Source organism: Amycolatopsis sp. NPDC048633 (assembly GCF_040650695.1).
Lineage (GTDB): Bacteria > Actinomycetota > Actinomycetes > Mycobacteriales > Pseudonocardiaceae > Amycolatopsis.
The window spans coordinates 229,809-245,988 of sequence record NZ_JBEZHS010000005.1; the positions used below are offsets into that span (position 1 = coordinate 229,809).

Genomic DNA, 16,180 nt, shown 5'->3' on the forward strand with positions numbered 1-16,180 from the left:
CGCGGTCACCGGTCCGACCCCTCTCGGGCGTGGCTTTCGAGCTCCGCCAGATGCAGCAGCGCCGGAAGGGCCGCGGCCAAGGCCTCGACCTCGTCACCGGTGAGCTCGCCGATCAACCGCACGTACGCGTCGACGCCCGCCTGGCGTCGCGTCCGGACGTACGACGCGCCGGCCTCGGTCAGGCACACCAGCGTGACCCGCTTGTCGGACGGATCGCCCTGCCGCTCGACCAGCCCGGCTTCCTCCATCACCCGGACCAGGACGGTCATCGCGGGCTGGGTGACGCCCTCGGCCACCGCCAGATCGGTGATCCGTCGCGGGCCAGTCTTGTCCAGGGTGGCCAAGGTGGCGGCGGACGTCAGGCTCATGTCGCGAGGAAGGCGCCTCACGGCCCTGGTGGCCAGACCGTAGAGGGCTGACCCGATGGCATCGGAAGCGCCGCGCGTGGCGTCTCGGCGACTCATGCCTGAAGCATAGCAGATTTATATTAACCCTTTATGCATCTCCCGATCAGGGTTCGGCCCGGATCACCCTCGGCCGAACCCTTGAAAGCACCCGGCCGAGGGCGTTCGTCAAGAGCCGCAGTTCGACGCGTCGCCCGCCGGGTGCCGGGTGGGCACCTGCAGTGCCGCGCCGGGCCGGACCTGGCGCACGTCAGCGGCGCCGACGCGGACCGGGAGCGGGGGGCCGGAGCGCAGGGTCAGTTTCGTGGTCCGCTGCCCGACCGACAGATCGAACGTGCGGCCGTGCCACTTGACCCCGGTGATGTCCACCCCCGGCAGCTGCGGCGGCAGGAAGGGGTCGACGGTGACCGCGTCGGTCCCCCAGCGCAGCCCGGTGAACCCGTAGAGGAACTCCTGCAGGTAACCGCCCTGGCCGGTGGTGAAGTCGAACGCCCCGCCGGTGCGGGTCTCGTACCACTGGTCGAACGGGGCGGCCAGGTACGGGTCCGCGCTGTCGCGCAGCGAGGTGTAGACGGCGCAGCCGGGCGACCCGAGCGCGGCGCCGGCGATGGTGGCGATCGCGTCCGTCATGGACGGGCCGTTCGGGTCGGTACGCGCTCCGTAGTAGTCCAGGTCGTTCTGGGCGAGGCCGGGTGACATCGGCACCGCCCACGGGTATTGCAGCAGCGTGACGTCGGCCTGCTTGACGGTCTGCCCGGCGTACCCGTCGAACTCGGGATGGATGTTCGCGTCCGCGTCCACCGGGATCTTCAGGCCGTCGGCGACCTTGCCCCAGGCCGGATCGGCCGGACGGCCGACGATGCCCGCGGCGCGGATCGCGATGCGCAGGGAGGCTTGCGCACCGGCGTTCGTGCTCGCGCTGTTGTTGACGTTGTCGTGGTACTCGTCCGCGCCCTTGACGTCGTTGATGACGTACCCGCCGGCCGGACCGGGCACGGCGCGCGTGGCCCAGTAGTCGGCGATGCCCTGCAGAACCGGCCACGCCTTGTCCCGAAGCCACGTCCGGTCGCCGGTCGCTTGGTAGTACTGCCACTGGGCCAGGGCGATGTCGGAGTTGATGTGGATCTCCTGCTTGCCGTCCGGCGACCAGTCCGGGGTCGTCTCCTTGCCGGTCAGCGCGCTCTGCCACGGGAACTTCGCGCCCTTGATCGGGTGGTCCGGAGTGGACAGTGCCGCGGCGGCGGCCCGGGCCGCCGGCAGCCGTTGCTGCCGGTAGGTGTTCGCGTCGGCCGCGATGTCGGGGTACTGCGCGAGCAGCGCCGGGTACATCCACGTTTCCATGTCCCAGAACACATGACCGCTGTAGCCGTCCGAGGACAACCCGCCCGGGCTGGCGCTCCAGAGCACCCCGGCGCGCACGCTCGCGAGCAGGTAGAACATCGACGCGTGGACCTGCGCGGTCATCGTCGTGTCACCGGGGACCGAGATGCTCGACTGCCACAGCCGCGACCACGCCTCGCTGTTGCGTGCCAGCGCACGCCCGTAGCCGTCTCCGGCGGCGCGGGCCGCGGTCTTCGCGGCGGCTTGGCCCGGGGTCGCGGCCGCGAGCGGCCGGTCGGTGTCCACACTGGACGCCACGCCCACGTACTTGGTGATCCGCACCGGCACCCCGGCGCGGACCGCGAAGTCCGCGCGCTGCCCGGCGCCGCCGTCGGTGATCGCCTGGGTGGGCACCGTCTTCCCGTCGACGCGCAGCACGGAGCTCAGCCCGGCGGTGACCAGGTTCCCTTCGCTCACCACGGTTTGCGACAGCGTCGCGGTCCGGCCGTCCACCCGCGGGTCCGTCGTCGAGGCGTGGTCCAGGCCCCGCCCGTCGAACTCGTCGACGGCGGTGGCCGTGCCGCTCCAGTGCGGGACGGCCCGCACGCTCACCGTGCCCAGATGGCCTTCCGCGCGGTTGGCGTTGACCTCGTAGGAGAAGCTCGTCGTGTCACCCGCGGGTGAGGTCCAGTCGAACGACGTGGTCAGCACCCCGGTGCGCAGGTCGATCGCCTGCCGGTAGTGCGTGGTGGTGCCGACCGTCGCGGGGGCGACCTGCGTCGGTGGCGGCGTGCCATCCGGGTACAGCGCGAGGTAGTCGACGTTCACCCGCGCGGTGTCTCCCTCGGCGACGGTGACCTCGAGCGTGTTCGCGCCCGCGTTCAGCGTCACCGGGACGGTCACCACCGCCCAGTCGTCCCAGCTCGCCAGGCTGGGTACGGACAGCTGCTGCAGTGTGCCGTTCACGCCGATGTGGACGGTCTGCGGACTGCCGCTGCCGTTGCCGTACCGCACGGCCAGCGTCGCCGGACCGGCCGGCGCGTCCCGGATCGGGACGACGCCGGTGCCGCCGACCGTCGGGGTGTCGTTGGTGTTCAGCCCGGCCAGGTAGGCACCGGCGACCGAGCCGGGGTGGGAGCTTTCGACGAACGCGCCTCCGGAGACCTTCCCGTACGCGGCCGGGCACAGCTGCCCGAACTCGCAGGACCACTGGCCGAGCCCGTAGACGTCGCTGCCGCGGCCGAACCCGAGCGTGGTCCAGGTCGGCAGCCCGGCGCGTTCCTCCTGCCCGGCCGACGGAGCGCCGTAGAAACCGGCGAGCTGGGACTGGGTCACGATGGGCTTGCTGCTGTACCCGTGGCCCTCCGCGGGCACACGCGCGCCGAGGTAGCCGTTGCCGACGAACGTCGGGGAGTAGTTCTTCGACGTGTCCGTCGTGCTCAGCACCCAGCCGTCGCCACCGGCCGGTGCGGGTGCGGCGGTGGCCGGCACCGCCGTCGCGGCCAGGAGGAGACACCCGACCGCCGCGCCGAGGCCGGCCCTGCTCTTGAACACGCCGCGTTTCGTCATCGAAACGGCACCTCCTCGGGACCGGATGCGCAAGGGCCCAGCCGGTGCGCCAATATGTTGCGGGCCACAACATATACGCCGGATCGGGGTTGGTAAAGACGCCGGACCCGATGATCGGCGCCGCCGCGACGACCGTCAGCCGGCGGGAACCGCGAACCCGTGGACCGACAGCGCCGAGGGCGCGGGCAGCGTCCCGTTCGCCGGGCCGGCGCGGAAAGCCTCGAGCAGGTACGCGACCAAGCGCCGGGACGCCGCATCGTCGTCGGGCAAAGCGGTCACGAGTCCACCGTGCGCCAGGAAGGCCACCGCGAGATCGGAAAGGCGGAAGTCGCCCCGCAGCGCACTCGCGGCCTGCGCTCGGCCGATCAGGGTCAGGAGGCCCTGCTCGGCCTGGCTCCGCGCCCGCGCGTGGGCCGCCGCGTCGTCCGGGAACGCCGCCATGAACGCGGCCGGAAATCCCCGTTCCTCCCGCTGCAGCGCACAGACCGTCTCGAACAGCCGCCGGAACCCCCGCCACGGATCAGGATCCGCGATCGCCTCGGTGAAGGCGCGAGCGCAGGTGTCCATCTGCTGCGTGAACGCGGCCCGCACCAAGGCATCGCGGGTCGGGAAGCGCCGGTACAAGGTCGCGACGCCGACACCGGCGCGGCGGGCCACAGTCGCCATGGGGGCGTCGATCCCGCGCTCAGCGAAGACCGCTCGAGCGGCGGCGAGGATGCGCTCCTGGTTGCGCCGTGCGTCCGCCCGCAGCCCGGTCCGGGCCGCTATCCGAGAAGATGCGCCAAGCATTGTCTCTCACCTCGACAGAACCGGATGATCAAGTCCGGTCGCGAGTCTACGGTCGCCGGCAGAGCCCACGACGAAAGTGAGAACGGTGACCGACCGCACGATGAAGGCAGTGTTGTTCGACCGCTACGGCGACCCCGGCGTGCTCTACGTCGGCCGGGTACCGCAGCCGGTGCCGGCACCTGGCGAGGTACTGGTGCGGGTGCGCGCGTTCAGCGTCAACGGCGGCGAACTGGCGGCCCGTTCCGGAAAGGTCCGGCTCCTCACCGGCCGGAAGTTCCCCCAGCGCGTCGGACTGGACTTCACCGGCGAAGTCGCCGCGCTCGGCGCCGGGACGACGGCGTTCGCGGTCGGCGACCGCGTCTGGGGTGTCGTGGCGCGCACCGCCGGCTTCGGCACGGCCGCCGAGTACGTCACGGTGGCGGCCGACCGGGCCGGCCCGGTCCCCGACGGACTGGACCTGGTGGACGCCGCGGCGCTGCCGGTGGCCACCACGGCGGTGACCGCGCTGCGGGACAAGGCCGCACTGCGCCCGGGCGAGCGGCTGCTCGTCCGAGGCGCGGCGGGCGGCGTCGGCACCACCGCCGTCCAGCTCGGACACGCCTACGGCGCCGAGGTCACGGCCTTGGCGCGAGCCGCCAACCTCGGCTTCGTCCGCGGGCTGGGCGCCGCCCACGCTTTCGACCACCGGACCGTCCCGCCCGCGGAACTGGGCCGGTTCGACGTGGTCCTGGACACCGTGGGCACCGACCTGCCGACCTTCCGCCGGCTCCTGGCGCCGGGCGGCCGCATGGTCACCATCACCTTCGACCTGACCCGGCTCGTCGCGTCGCTGGGCTACATCGCGGCGAGCGCGGCGCACGGACGCGGCCGGGTGCGCGCGTTCAGCGGCAACCCGAAGCGGACGGACTTCGACGACCTCGCCCGGCACGTGGCCGAGGGGAAACTGCGCCCCGCGGTCGACAAGGTGTTCTCCTTGGCGGAGACGGCGGCGGCACACCGCGCGCTGGAGGCCGGTGGCGTGCGGGGCAAGTACGTCGTCAGGGTGGACTGAAGGGTGCCGGCCGGAAGGTCTTCCGGTACGCACCCGGGTTGACCCCCACGGTCTGGACGAACTGGGCGCGGAAGTTGGTCGGTGACGGGAACCCGACCTGCGCGGCGATGCGGTCGACGGTGTGGTCGGTGACCTCGAGGAGCTCCTGCGCGTGCCGGACGCGGACACCGGTGAGCCACTGGATCGGGCTCTGCCCGGTCTCCGCGTGGAAGCGCCGGGCCAGGGTGCGGCCGCTCATGCCGGCCGCGGTCGCGATGTCCGCGAGGGTCAGCGGGCGGTGGGCGTTCTCCTCGATCCAGATCAGGGCCTTCTCCAGCGTCGCCGTCCGGTACGTCGGACGGTTGCGGAGGATGTACTGGCCCTGCCCGCCGGTGCGCTGCAGCGGCGTGACGGCCAGGCGCGCCGCGTCGGCGGCCACCGCGACGCCGTAGTCGCGCTCGACGATGTGCAGGCACATGTCGAGGCCGGCCGACGCGCCTGCCGACGTGAGGATCTGCCCGTTGTCGACGAAGAGCGCGTCCGCGTCGACGTGGACGGCCGGGTGGCGGCGGGCGAGCTCGTCGGTGGCGAGCCAGTGCGTCGTCGCCCGCTGCCCGTCGAGCAAGCCGGCTTCGGCGAGGGTGAACGCGCCGACGCAGATCGACGCCAGCCGCGTGCCCGTGGCCGCCGCCGCCCGCAGGGCTTCCCTGACCTCGGGCGGCGCCGACCGGGAGGGGTCGTTGCGGCCCGGGACGACGACCAGGTCCGCCCGGCTCACCTCGTCCAGCCCGGCACCGACGCCGATCCGCAGCGGGCCGGCGTCGACCATCGGCTCCGGGCCGGCCACGACGATCCGGTAGCCCGGGCGCCCGTCCGGCAGCCGGACGCGCCCGAGCGTCTCGACTGGTGTGGCCAGATCGAACGCGATCACGTCGTCGAGTGCGAGCACCACAACCGTGTACATGCCCCGAAAGTACCTCACCGGCCCGGTGGCGAGATTCAGTTGTCTTCTGTCCTGATAGCCAGTGGCCGGTGCCGCCGTGAGTGCGCAGCATGGCAGGTGATCATCACCGGCGAAAGGATCACCCATGCCCTGCCCGCGAGCCCAGTTCGTGCTCTTCGACGGATTCGACCCGCTCGACGCCGTCGCGCCGTACGAGATCCTCACCGCCGGTCGCGAGTTCCTGGGCGGCGTGCTCGACCTCGAGTTCGTGTCCGCCGAGGGACCCCGGGACGTCGTCTCCGGCACCCCCGGCATCACGCTCACCGCCACCGCGGCCCTGGATCCGGCCGTCCCCGGGTACGTCGTGGTGCCCGGGGCGGTCGGCCCGGTCGACGGCGACCCGGACGAGGTCGACACCATCCCCGTGCTGCTCGCCCGGTTCGCGGCCGGCGCCGCGGCCCCGCTGCTGCGCGACTGCCTGGACAACCCCGCCGTCACCGTCGCGGCGGTCTGCGGAGGGTCGCTCGGGCTGGCCATGGCCGGACTGCTGGAGGGCCGCACGGCGACCACGCACGTCCTCGGCGTCGACCTGCTCGCGGCGGCCGGCGTCACCGCCGTGCGCGCCCGCGTCGTCGACGACGGCGACCTCGTCACGGCCGGCGGCGTGACCTCCGGCCTCGACCTCGGGCTCTACCTGCTCGAACGGGACTTCGGGCCGCGGATCGCGCACGCCGTCGAGGAGCTGTTCGAATACGAACGCCGGGGCGTCACCTGGAAGAACAGCGGGCTCGACGTCGCCGCGGGAGCCGCGTGATGACCGGCATCAGCGGAACCTGGCACCTGCGCATGAAGACGCCGATCGGCACCATCGACGCCGACTACCGGTTCACCGAGACCGGTGGCGGCGTCACCGGCACCGCCGTCGGAGCGGGTGAGGAGACCATGTTGGAGAACGTCGTCCGCACCGTGACGGCCGACGGCGAGCGCGTCACGTGGCAGCAGCGGATCACCAAGCCGATGCGGCTGAACCTCGAGTACGACGTCACCGTCACCGGCGACACCCTCGCCGGCCACTCCCGGGCGGGACGCCTCCCCCGCACCGGCGTCACCGGGGAACGGACGGGCGCGTGAAGGCGTTCCTGCTGTCCGTTCACGTCCTGGCCGCGATCCTCGCCATCGGGCCGGTCGCGGTCGCCGCGAGCATGTTTCCGCCCGCGGCCCGCGTCGCCCACCTGGCGCCGGACGACCCCCGCAAGAACGCCGTTCCCGGTGTGCTGAACCGGATCACGCGTGTCTACGCGGTCATCGGAATCTCCGTGCCGGTCTTCGGCGTCGCCACCGGGGCCGCGCTCGGCGTGCTCGGCGACGCCTGGCTGATCGTCTCGATGGTGCTGACCGCGGTCGCCGCCGTGCTGCTGATCGGCCTGGTCCTGCCGGGGCAGCAACGGGTTCTCGGCACCGGCACCCCGGACCGGCGGCTGGCGATGTCCACCGGGCTCTTCAACCTGCTGTGGGCGGCGGTGGTCGTCCTCATGATCGTCCGGCCCGGCTCGACGACCGGGGTCGGGCGGTGAGCCCGCGCCGCGCCCTGCACGTCCTCGGGCTGGCCGAACTGACCACCCTGGCGCTGCTGCTGCTCAACCTGGTCACCGTCCACGACCGGACGATCTCCGGCATCCTCGGCCCCGTGCACGGGTTGGCCTACACCACCACGATCATCGCGGCGGCTCTCGTGGCGAACGGCCGGAGCCAGGTCTGGCTGCGCGCCGTCGTCCCGGGGATCGGCGGGCTGCTGGCCGCCCGGGCCGTCGGCCCCCACCCCGAGCGATTCGACCACGGACGCTTCGCCGTCGTCGTCACGCAGGAGGCCGACGAGCCGCCGTAATTCGTCGAGGACCCCGCTGCTCTGTTCCCGCACCTGCCACGCCAGCTCCTTCGCGGCCGCGGGATCGGAGTCGATCTGCCGCCAGATCGTCCCGGCGAAGAGCGCGATGCCCGACATGTGGTGGGCGGCGATGTCGTGCAGTTCCCGGGACATCGCCGCGCGCTGGCGGTCGACCGCCGCCTTCAGCAGGGCGTCCTGTTCACGTTGCAGTGCAAGCATCTTCCGGTGCCGGGCTTCGCGCGCGTCCCGCAGGGCCGCGACGGTCAGGCCCGGCAGCAACGGTTGCCCGACGACGATCAGACCCTGCAGCAGCGCCCCGCCGAAGGTCGCCGCGGCTCCGACGGCGCTGATCCGAATTTCGTTGCTGAACTGCGTGAGCGCCACCAGGAGAAACCGACCGGCACCAGCAGCCGAGGTCTGGGCACCTGTCGTTCGGACACCGTGAGGTACAGCCCGACGACCACGGCGAGCATGGTCAGGCTGACCGCGCCGTTCGGCTCGGCCACGGACAACGCGAGGGGTGCGGCGGCCAGCACGGCCAGGACGAGCGCCGGAACCGCGCTCGTCCATACGAGCACGAGCGCCTGCAGTGCCAGTACCGCGGCGGTGGACCACCACGACGCGTCGCCGGGGCGCGGCAGGCCGAGAGAAGGGTCCTCGGCCGCGGCGAGGGACGACGCCGTCAGCAAGCCCAGGGAAACCACCCCGCACCCGGCCGCGGCAACCAGATGCCCGCGTGCGCGTCCAGTCCGTTCGCCCGCGGCCGTCCGGTCTCGGATCACCCTCATCGCGGCGGTTCGCCGGCCCGCGGACCTCCGTCACCGACGGGCGGAAGCGGACTCGCGGCGTTCCCTCCGGCGCGAAACGTTCGACGGTGAACCACACGCCGGCCCGCGTGCACACCGGAGTATGCCAGTGTGGGCGCCGCCGTCACCCGGGATCCCGGATCAGCGGGTACAGCGGCCAAAGCCGAGGCGCTGCGCTGCGGACGTCCTCTTCAGTACGCAGAACCCCGAACGGGCGCCTGAACTTCGCATGGCACGCCGAGGGCCGCAGCTGCCCTCGATGGCGAGCTCCGGGCTGACGCCCGCTGAGACTCACCCCTGCGGGCCGACCCGGCGAGGCATGCAGCGACGTACTCACCGGCTGATACGACGTCTTCTGCGGCGTCCCACGAGCCACCGATGAGCGCGGTGGTCCTCGATCCGACGCGAGAGGCCGCATTGGACCAGGTCGTGGCAATGGCCCAGGAGGACCTTCGATCGGCGATCCGCCAGATGGGGTCGTTGACGATCGCGCACGAGTCGCGGGAGGAGGGCGTCCGGCCTGCACCACCGGCGGGTTGGTTGCCGAGGACTTCGCCGCCTCGACGAAGTCGAGGAACATCATTCTCACCGGCGGTGATCAGTCATGAGGTCAGTGGGAGTACCGCTGCGCCGAGCAGCTCGCCGGCGACCTGGGCGTCCTGTTCGCAGAACTGCCGGGCGGCCACAACGGGTTGGTCAGTCGCCCGAAGGCGGCCGCAGCGGCTCTCACGAGAATTCTCGACCCAGTTGCGCTCACGTCGTAGCCACGACGCGGTGCCGACCGGGTTCCTCGAAGCGCTTCCCCAACGTCGACCTCACCCGGCCGACCATCGTCGAGCGAAGCCGGCATCCCGACCGCGACGGAGCGTCGCTGATCGGCGACACCCGGTTCGACAAAGCTGTCGCCGGCCGACACCGCGCACGCGCGCGGCCAGACACACAAGGCAACCCAGCAGGCTTGTCACCGCGCCGAGCCCGGGGAGGGAGCATCTCGTCGGGGAGGACACAACACTCCCCGGAAGTGGTCAAATCATGGACAACAACCGGATAATAGTCATCGGAAACTCGTCGATCAAATATGGAATATCTATTCGTTTCGTCACGAAAGCATTACAGTGGTAACCATTGCCACGAGTAACCGCGACATACCGGCTGCACATGTACCTGCGAGAGAGGAACATCGATGCAGCGGTTGAAGGGGTACGACGCGCTGATCGAAGCCGTGCGCTCGGTTTCCTTACCCGCGGCACCACCGCGGACTTCCATCGAAGGCGCTGCGGTGGGACTGTCTTTCCTCGACACGGTGTTGCGGCTCAACCACGTCCGGAGGATCACCGACCGGCTTACCGTAGTCGAGCACCGCTCGGCCCAGCGAACCACGGAAGTCGACGTCGATCTCGGCATGCTAGACGAAAACCAGAGGCAAGCTGCAATGCTCTTCCAACATTTGGTGAGCCAGGGCCAGCAGGGCGTGACGGACCGGGCAGCCACGGTCTGGGTACCGGTAGCGCGAATCTCCCGCCGTAGTGTGACACCGGTCGACGTCCTGAACGCGTCCGGGCAGAAGCTCCCCCGGCTCACCCAGTACGAGACGTCCCGGCTTCTTGCCTCGGCGTTGTTCCATCTCCTGCGTGGCATCCTCGCGAGCGACCCGCAGGCGCGGAAGAACGGCACACCGCTCAATCGTCTCCTGTTCAAAGAACACGAAGCGCGCTGGCTCATCCAGGCCGGGTTGCAGACCCTCCTGACGGATCGGAACCACCCACAGAGCGAGACCTCCGCATCCCGCCCCTCCGGGCCGCAGGCGAAGGCGCGAGCCCTCGCGTTAGAGGTTCTGCGCGAACACAAGGCACTTCTTGCCGATTACCGTTCCCTGCTCGACATCGCGGTCAACGACTATCTGCTCGTGGTGGCCCTGGACAGCCGGACGGACGAACACCTACTGACCTATGACGCGCCGCTCCGTGTCACCGGGCCCCGCCGTCAAGCCCTGTCCCTTCCCGCGAAACTTCGGGCGAACAGCCGCGGCTACCTCGCGGAGTACCAGAGCACCATTCCGGCGGGGCTCAGGTCGTACCATCTCGTCGTCGAGACGGAGGCCGGTGTCGACATCGAACGAATGTACCTGTCCACCGACGCGGACCAGGTGCTCGTCGACGAACTGGCCACAGACCTCGACACACTCGCCGATCGGCTGCGGACCGCGCAGGAGACACCGGAAGAACGGTCTTCCGTGCGACTGCTGGAACTCGCAGCCGACACCACGCTGCGCCAAGTAGCGGAGTTGCTGCGCCGCAAACGCTGGGACGCGGACCAGGCGGAGTTCACGCTCGATGAGGAGGGCCTCCACGAAGCCGCGCGGCTGGGCCGAGCCGCAGTCAACGGCGAGATCGTGAGCGACTCGAACGGGCAGAACGGTCGGCCGATCACCTCGCGCGGCACGGTTACCGTCGAATCGTTGCGCAGCGCGGCTGGTCAGTTGCGTCGCGCCGAGGCGGGTTTGGATCTGGCGTTGGAGAATGATCCGGTACGCAGCAGGGCGCATGCGTACTGGCGGCGACACGCCGGGCGACTGCCGGACGGGGCGCCGCAGACGACCGTCAAGGCAGGCCTGGTTCTCCGCGACACCACGGCCGCCGGACCGATCAGCGTGTTCTGCTACGCGGTCGGAATCGGCGCCATCGCCTACCTGATGGCATTCCTCCTGACCGGCCGTGCCTTTCCGTTCGACAGCTCGACCGCCGCGGATTTCGGCCGGATCGACAACACGGCCTCGGTCATCACGGTGCTCCTGCTGATTCCCGGCTTCCTGTACACCAGGCTCGCCCTGCCGGACAAGCATTCGATCTCCGGGTATCTGCGGGCGCTTCCGCGTCTGGTCGCCCAGCTGTGCGTCGGTTCGATGGCCGTCGTCGCCGCGGCGATCGCCGCCGGCAGCCCCGGCTGGATCGTGGAGCTTCTCTTTTCGATCGCGGTCGTTCTGCCGTGGTCGACAAGCCTGGTTACCGTCTACCCCACCATGGCCGGTTGGCTGCGACGTCGGCAGGATAAGACGAAGCGAACATTGGAACAGGAGTTGTGGCTGATCGGGGCACCTGCATGGGTCCACGGCGGCGCGTTGCCCAACGGACGACGCTGGCCTGCCGACGCGGTCTTCCAGTCGACGGGGGCAGAGTCATGACAGACGACAACTCCGTGAATCACGTGTCCACGAAGGCACTCGCAGAACTGGCACGAGCGGGATACTCGTCGCTCCTGCATCCGTCCATGGACGTCGACTTCGAGGTGCACCACTTTCGTGACCAACCTGGCTACCTGGCCGACATCCTCGAGCCCAAGCCGGACCGGCCGGAGTTCCTCGAAACCCTTTCGTCGAGCGCCAACGGCATCGGTCTGGTCATCGGCACCAACACCAGGGGAGTCCCGGACAAGCCGACGCATCGCGACAAGGGCGGAATGCAGGACCCCGCGGCGCAGGTCGAAACGGGCGAGTACCGCTATGTCTTCCGCGGAAGCGCGCGACCCAACCTCACCTTTCTCTACGAGACGAACCGGCGTTTCGAGGCCATCGTCGTGGTCGACGCCGGGACCGGTCCGCTGACAATGCGGCACGCTACCCGGCTGAGAGACGCGCTTCACGAACTCAGTGCGATGGCTATCGAAGTCGCCGAGGCCCCACTGCTGTCGGTGCAGAGCCCGGTTCAGCTCCCCGTCCCACCCCGTGCCGAGTTCGAAGAGGACTTGATTCCGACGGCCTCGGCGAAAGCGGTCAGGTTCGCGATCGCCCTCCCCAGGCCGAGCGCCGAACTGGCCTTTGCACTGGCCGACCGGATCAGCTCGTATTGTTCCGAACACGACCTTGGCCTCTGGGTCCGCGACACGAGGCTGGGCTGCCGCACCGGGAACTGGTTCGAAATCATTGGGACTCCGGTCCGCGGGGACCTCCCGCAGGACGAGGAGGAGACCATCGAACACATCCTGCCGGTGACCTTCGTCGGGCCGGCTCGTGTGGGCTCGACCCGCTCGATCGTGGAGGCGCTCGCCGACCTGCCACACGCCGGTGTGGCAGGGTGCTCGATCACCCTGCTGGACGACCTCGCCTTCATCCACCTCCAGCTCGCCCTCTCTTACCACCTCGATACCGAGCTCGTGCGGACCAGCGCGGCCGGGAAGGACCCTGCCTCGTTCATGCAGGAAGTCATGGCGCGGACCGGTAACCACGGCAAGAAGTTCGCCGTCCGCGAGACGGCGGGCGACTACCAGACGTTCGCCGGACCACTCCTGGACTATGTCGTTCCCAGGCCGCACCGAAGGCTCGCCGTCTGGCTGTCCTGGCAGATGAACCGCGCAGGATTGACCGCGCCGCTCGGCACCTTGGCGGAAGCACTGGCAGACTTGAAGGTCGGCTGGTCCCGAAACCCCCTGGATGCGCAGGCCGCGAACGTCGAATACCTGGTTTGCCGCGATCTCGGCAACTCTCTTCTGCGCGGCAAGGGAAAACTGTCGATTCCCTACCAGTTCGTCAGCTCCCGCTACCCGAAGAAGAGCGGTGAGCCGAGTGCCTCCCAGTTCTGCGTCGCCCTCGAGGACGCCTGGAAGGCCAGAGTGAAGTCGGCGGACACCAACGCGCACATCCGCGAGATCACCATCTCCTGGCGAGAGTACTGGCTCGGGCACTGGGCCGCCCCCATCGCCTGACTCGACTGGTCTGGAGCGCCGCTGCCGTCCGCAGCCAACCATTTGTTCGGCCGGAGACTGATCCCCCGGAAGCGGCCCGTCCCAAGCATAACCCCACACTCAAGCTCACCACTGACCTGCAGCTTTCCTGAGCGGGCCTACGCGGCCACTACCACCAGCGTCCACCAGGCAGAAAGCTGCGCCACGTTCTGTGTCGTCGGCGGCGCGCTGAAAGCGCCAAGAACTCGGATGCGAAAGCCACTCACAGATTCATGATCGGCAGCTGGGCGTCCATGCGGGCCAGACGCCCGAGCAGCTGCTCGGGCTGATCGCTCACCGCCCGCAGAACATCCACCGCTTCGTCCCGAAGCCCCTGGCCGGACAGCACGACGGCCAGTGCGAGCCCCAGGCCGTTGACCACGTGAGGGCAGCGTCGCTTCGCCAGCTTCAAGGCGGCGAAGCAGTCCTGCAAAGCTTCGTCGTGACTTTCGGCGCGGCTCAACGCCATTGCCCGGTTCGCCAGCAGCATGACCCGCACGATTGGCGTGTCTTCGGCGTCGAGTTGCCGGGCCGTCAGCTCGACGGCCCGGGCGAAGTCGCCGACGCGGAACGCGGCCGCCCAGCCGGTCCGGTCGCCGAGCTGAATCAGGTCGATCACGCGCCCCTCCTCCGGCCACGCCCGGCGATACCCCAGGCGGAAACCCTGCCAGCCGCCCGGGGTGAGGGCGGGCAGCAGCGGGCGGATGTCCGTCGCGCACTGCTCCGCGCTCGGCCGGCAGTGCAGGAAGACCGGCCGCGGATCGTGCACCAGCGCCGTGCCGTCGCGGTCGAACAGCCAGTTGCCGCGGTGGGCATCGCCGTGCAGGACGTTGCGAGAATGCAGCTGGGCGAGCGTGGTGCCGATCGCGAAGCCGTCCGGGTCGAGCGCCGGCTCCTGCGGGACGGTGACCCACAGGTGCCGGAACTCGCGGTAGTCCGCCACCACCGGTTGCGCCTCACAGGGGAACGGCCGCGGCGGCACGTGATCGGCGTACGAGCAGAGGTAGCGGATGCTCTCGCGCCGGCCCACCAGGAGTGGGTAACGCGGGCCGCCCGCCCCGGTCAGGCACGACAACGGCACCACCGCGCACTCGCCGATCGACTCCGCGACATCCCGCGGCCACTGGTCGGGGGAACCAGCCCGGGGGATCTCGTCGCGCAGGAGCACGATCTCGCCGCGCTCCACCAGCTCGCGCACGGCCGACAGGTCGGCGCCGGCGAACTCCGTCGCCTCGACGCGCGTCGCACCGAGTTCGAGGAGGACCGTCATCGCCCCAGCATAGAATGAGAGCATGGCTGAAACCGGGGAAAACGTGGCTCTGGTGACCCAGACCCTGGTCGCCAACGCCAGCACCGTGCTGAGCCGCCCGGAAACTCTGACCCTGCCGCTGTTCCTCGATCTCTGCGCCCTCTGCGAAGCCGTGGTGCTCCTCGACCGCCTGGAGGCACTGGGCGCGGCGGACGAGCACCACAACGTCCTGGGCCGGCGGCTCGGCGGCGAAGGTCTCTACCGCACGTTCCACCCGAGCCTGTCCCCTGAGGAACTCCGGCGCGTCATGCTGCGGCTGCCGGACGAGCTCGCGAAACGCATCGCTCTCGACGCCGGCGGCCACGAGCACGCCGCCGATGCGACCGGCGCGGTGACCGGACTGGACTACACGACCGGACTGAACAATCTCCTCGCCCAGGTGGACGCACTCGGCGGGTACGCCAGCTGCGGGGATTGCTCGGTCAAGGAGCGGATGTACCGTGGGAACGGCTACCTCATCGTGGCCGCCGCACACGGCCTGGACTACTTCCCGGACTTCGACCGCGTGCCGTTCGTCGCGGGCACGTTGCAGAAGACGTACCGTTCGCTTCCGCGCCAGCTCTACGACAAGGTCTCCGAGTCGCTCGACGAACCGCTCAACGGCGGTGATCTCGTCGCCGAGTGGACGGCGATGTCGACCATCCCGATCCCGCCCATCAGTGCGCTGGTGCTCTCGCGTGCCTCGTCGCTCGACGACGTCCCGGAGCAGCTGCTGCGCGTGCGCCACGAGTTCCGCCGCTATCGCCACTACTTCGGCGACTTCAAGGCCGCGCTGCGCACCGCCGACACCATCCGCGAGCGCCGGAAGCTGCTGGCCAAATACCAGGCGCTGCTGGCCGAAGCCAGTGGTCCCCAGCGCGAGATCGTGTCACTGACCGAGATGCTCAACCTCACCGAGAAGGCGGTGAAAGCCGCCGCCGGCCCGGCGCTGCCGACGAGCTACGGCGCCGCGCTGCTGACCCAACCGGCCGACTGGATCCGTCGGTGGTGGCAGCGGCGGCCGCTGGCCATCCTCTTCCGGCTGGACAGCAAGCTGCCGCGGCTGCCGGAGTACCGGCAGCTGGTCGGCAGGCTGTGGGGTGAGGAGGCCGGCCACCACCTGCTCGGCCAGGTCACCGACCACGGAGTCCGCCTGCGCACCCTCATGGCCGACGCCGAACCAGCCTAGTACTGCAACGGCAGTTCATGATCGTGGTGGGTGGTGGCCGCGGCGGCGGTCGTGGCTTGCTCCGGCTTGGTGTTGCCGGCGGCGTGACCAGATCGACCACCTGATCGCTTGTCAGGCACGCTGCTGAGGACGAGGACCATACCCTGGATACCGCTGTGGCCCCTGCGCGGCGGCGCGTAACGGCCGCACACGTCGCCATGACTCCTCGGTGCGCGAAAGATCGTCTGTAGGAGATACTCGA

14 protein-coding genes and 1 pseudogene are annotated in these 16,180 nt (G+C 70.1%); 8 read left to right on the top strand and 7 right to left on the bottom strand.

Annotated features, from left to right (window positions below; genetic code table 11):
* Positions 1–5: 5 nt before the first annotated feature.
* From AB0C38_RS13435 to AB0C38_RS13445, 3 genes are all read right to left on the bottom strand, one after another.
* The gene (locus AB0C38_RS13435; protein ID WP_360671481.1) at positions 6–368 is read right to left on the bottom strand and encodes a MarR family transcriptional regulator; all 363 of its coding nucleotides are present in this window, start codon (positions 366–368) and stop codon (positions 6–8) included.
* A gap of 204 nt (positions 369–572) precedes the next feature.
* The gene (locus AB0C38_RS13440; protein ID WP_360671484.1) at positions 573–3,293 is read right to left on the bottom strand and encodes a glycosyl hydrolase family 65 protein; all 2,721 of its coding nucleotides are present in this window, start codon (positions 3,291–3,293) and stop codon (positions 573–575) included.
* A 135-nt stretch (positions 3,294–3,428) separates the two neighbouring features.
* Positions 3,429–4,082, bottom strand: a complete 654-nt coding sequence (locus AB0C38_RS13445) for a helix-turn-helix domain-containing protein (protein WP_360671486.1) — start codon at positions 4,080–4,082, stop codon at positions 3,429–3,431.
* 85 nt (positions 4,083–4,167) lie between these two features.
* On the opposite strand from AB0C38_RS13445, the gene AB0C38_RS13450 reads away from it, so the two are divergent.
* A complete protein-coding gene (locus AB0C38_RS13450) occupies positions 4,168–5,133 on the top strand; it encodes an NAD(P)-dependent alcohol dehydrogenase (RefSeq protein ID WP_360671489.1) in 966 nt (321 codons plus the stop codon).
* Here AB0C38_RS13450 and AB0C38_RS13455 read toward each other — a convergent pair.
* Positions 5,120–6,076 (bottom strand): helix-turn-helix domain-containing protein, encoded by a 957-nt coding sequence (locus AB0C38_RS13455; RefSeq protein ID WP_360671491.1) that lies wholly within the window; start codon positions 6,074–6,076, stop codon positions 5,120–5,122. The genes AB0C38_RS13450 and AB0C38_RS13455 overlap by 14 nt on opposite strands.
* Positions 6,077–6,200: 124 nt before the next feature.
* On the opposite strand from AB0C38_RS13455, the gene AB0C38_RS13460 reads away from it, so the two are divergent.
* Genes AB0C38_RS13460 through AB0C38_RS13475 form a run of 4 tightly spaced genes read left to right on the top strand, consistent with a single transcriptional unit; the run spans position 6,201 to position 7,940 of the window.
* Positions 6,201–6,869, top strand: coding sequence for a DJ-1/PfpI family protein (locus tag AB0C38_RS13460; protein ID WP_360671494.1), 669 nt, complete (start codon positions 6,201–6,203; stop codon positions 6,867–6,869).
* Complete coding sequence (locus AB0C38_RS13465; RefSeq protein ID WP_360671496.1) at positions 6,869–7,186, top strand: hypothetical protein; 318 nt, start codon at positions 6,869–6,871, stop codon at positions 7,184–7,186. Before AB0C38_RS13460 ends, AB0C38_RS13465 begins: the two co-directional genes overlap by 1 nt.
* Entirely contained in the window at positions 7,183–7,629 is a 447-nt protein-coding gene (locus AB0C38_RS13470; protein ID WP_360671499.1) for a hypothetical protein, read from the top strand. Before AB0C38_RS13465 ends, AB0C38_RS13470 begins: the two co-directional genes overlap by 4 nt.
* Entirely contained in the window at positions 7,626–7,940 is a 315-nt protein-coding gene (locus tag AB0C38_RS13475; protein WP_360671502.1) for a hypothetical protein, read from the top strand. Before AB0C38_RS13470 ends, AB0C38_RS13475 begins: the two co-directional genes overlap by 4 nt.
* A 27-nt stretch (positions 7,941–7,967) precedes the next feature.
* On the opposite strand, the pseudogene AB0C38_RS13480 reads toward AB0C38_RS13475, so the two are convergent.
* Both AB0C38_RS13480 and AB0C38_RS13485 read right to left on the bottom strand, forming a co-directional pair.
* A pseudogene (locus tag AB0C38_RS13480) lies at positions 7,968–8,159 on the bottom strand (histidine kinase); the annotation flags it as partial.
* A 77-nt stretch (positions 8,160–8,236) separates the two neighbouring features.
* Complete coding sequence (locus tag AB0C38_RS13485) at positions 8,237–8,644, bottom strand: hypothetical protein (RefSeq protein ID WP_360671505.1); 408 nt, start codon at positions 8,642–8,644, stop codon at positions 8,237–8,239.
* Between the two features lie 1,285 nt (positions 8,645–9,929).
* Between AB0C38_RS13485 and AB0C38_RS13490 the strand changes: the two genes are divergently transcribed.
* A complete protein-coding gene (locus tag AB0C38_RS13490) occupies positions 9,930–11,927 on the top strand; it encodes a hypothetical protein (protein ID WP_360671508.1) in 1,998 nt (665 codons plus the stop codon).
* A gap of 86 nt (positions 11,928–12,013) precedes the next feature.
* Positions 12,014–13,444, top strand: coding sequence for a hypothetical protein (locus AB0C38_RS13495; protein WP_360671511.1), 1,431 nt, complete (start codon positions 12,014–12,016; stop codon positions 13,442–13,444).
* A 241-nt stretch (positions 13,445–13,685) separates the two neighbouring features.
* Here AB0C38_RS13495 and AB0C38_RS13500 read toward each other — a convergent pair whose 3' ends face one another.
* Positions 13,686–14,732 (bottom strand): hypothetical protein, encoded by a 1,047-nt coding sequence (locus tag AB0C38_RS13500; RefSeq protein ID WP_360671514.1) that lies wholly within the window; start codon positions 14,730–14,732, stop codon positions 13,686–13,688.
* Between the two features lie 22 nt (positions 14,733–14,754).
* Between AB0C38_RS13500 and AB0C38_RS13505 the strand changes: the two genes are divergently transcribed.
* Entirely contained in the window at positions 14,755–15,939 is a 1,185-nt protein-coding gene (locus AB0C38_RS13505; RefSeq protein ID WP_360671517.1) for a hypothetical protein, read from the top strand.
* Positions 15,940–16,180 lie beyond the last annotated feature (241 nt).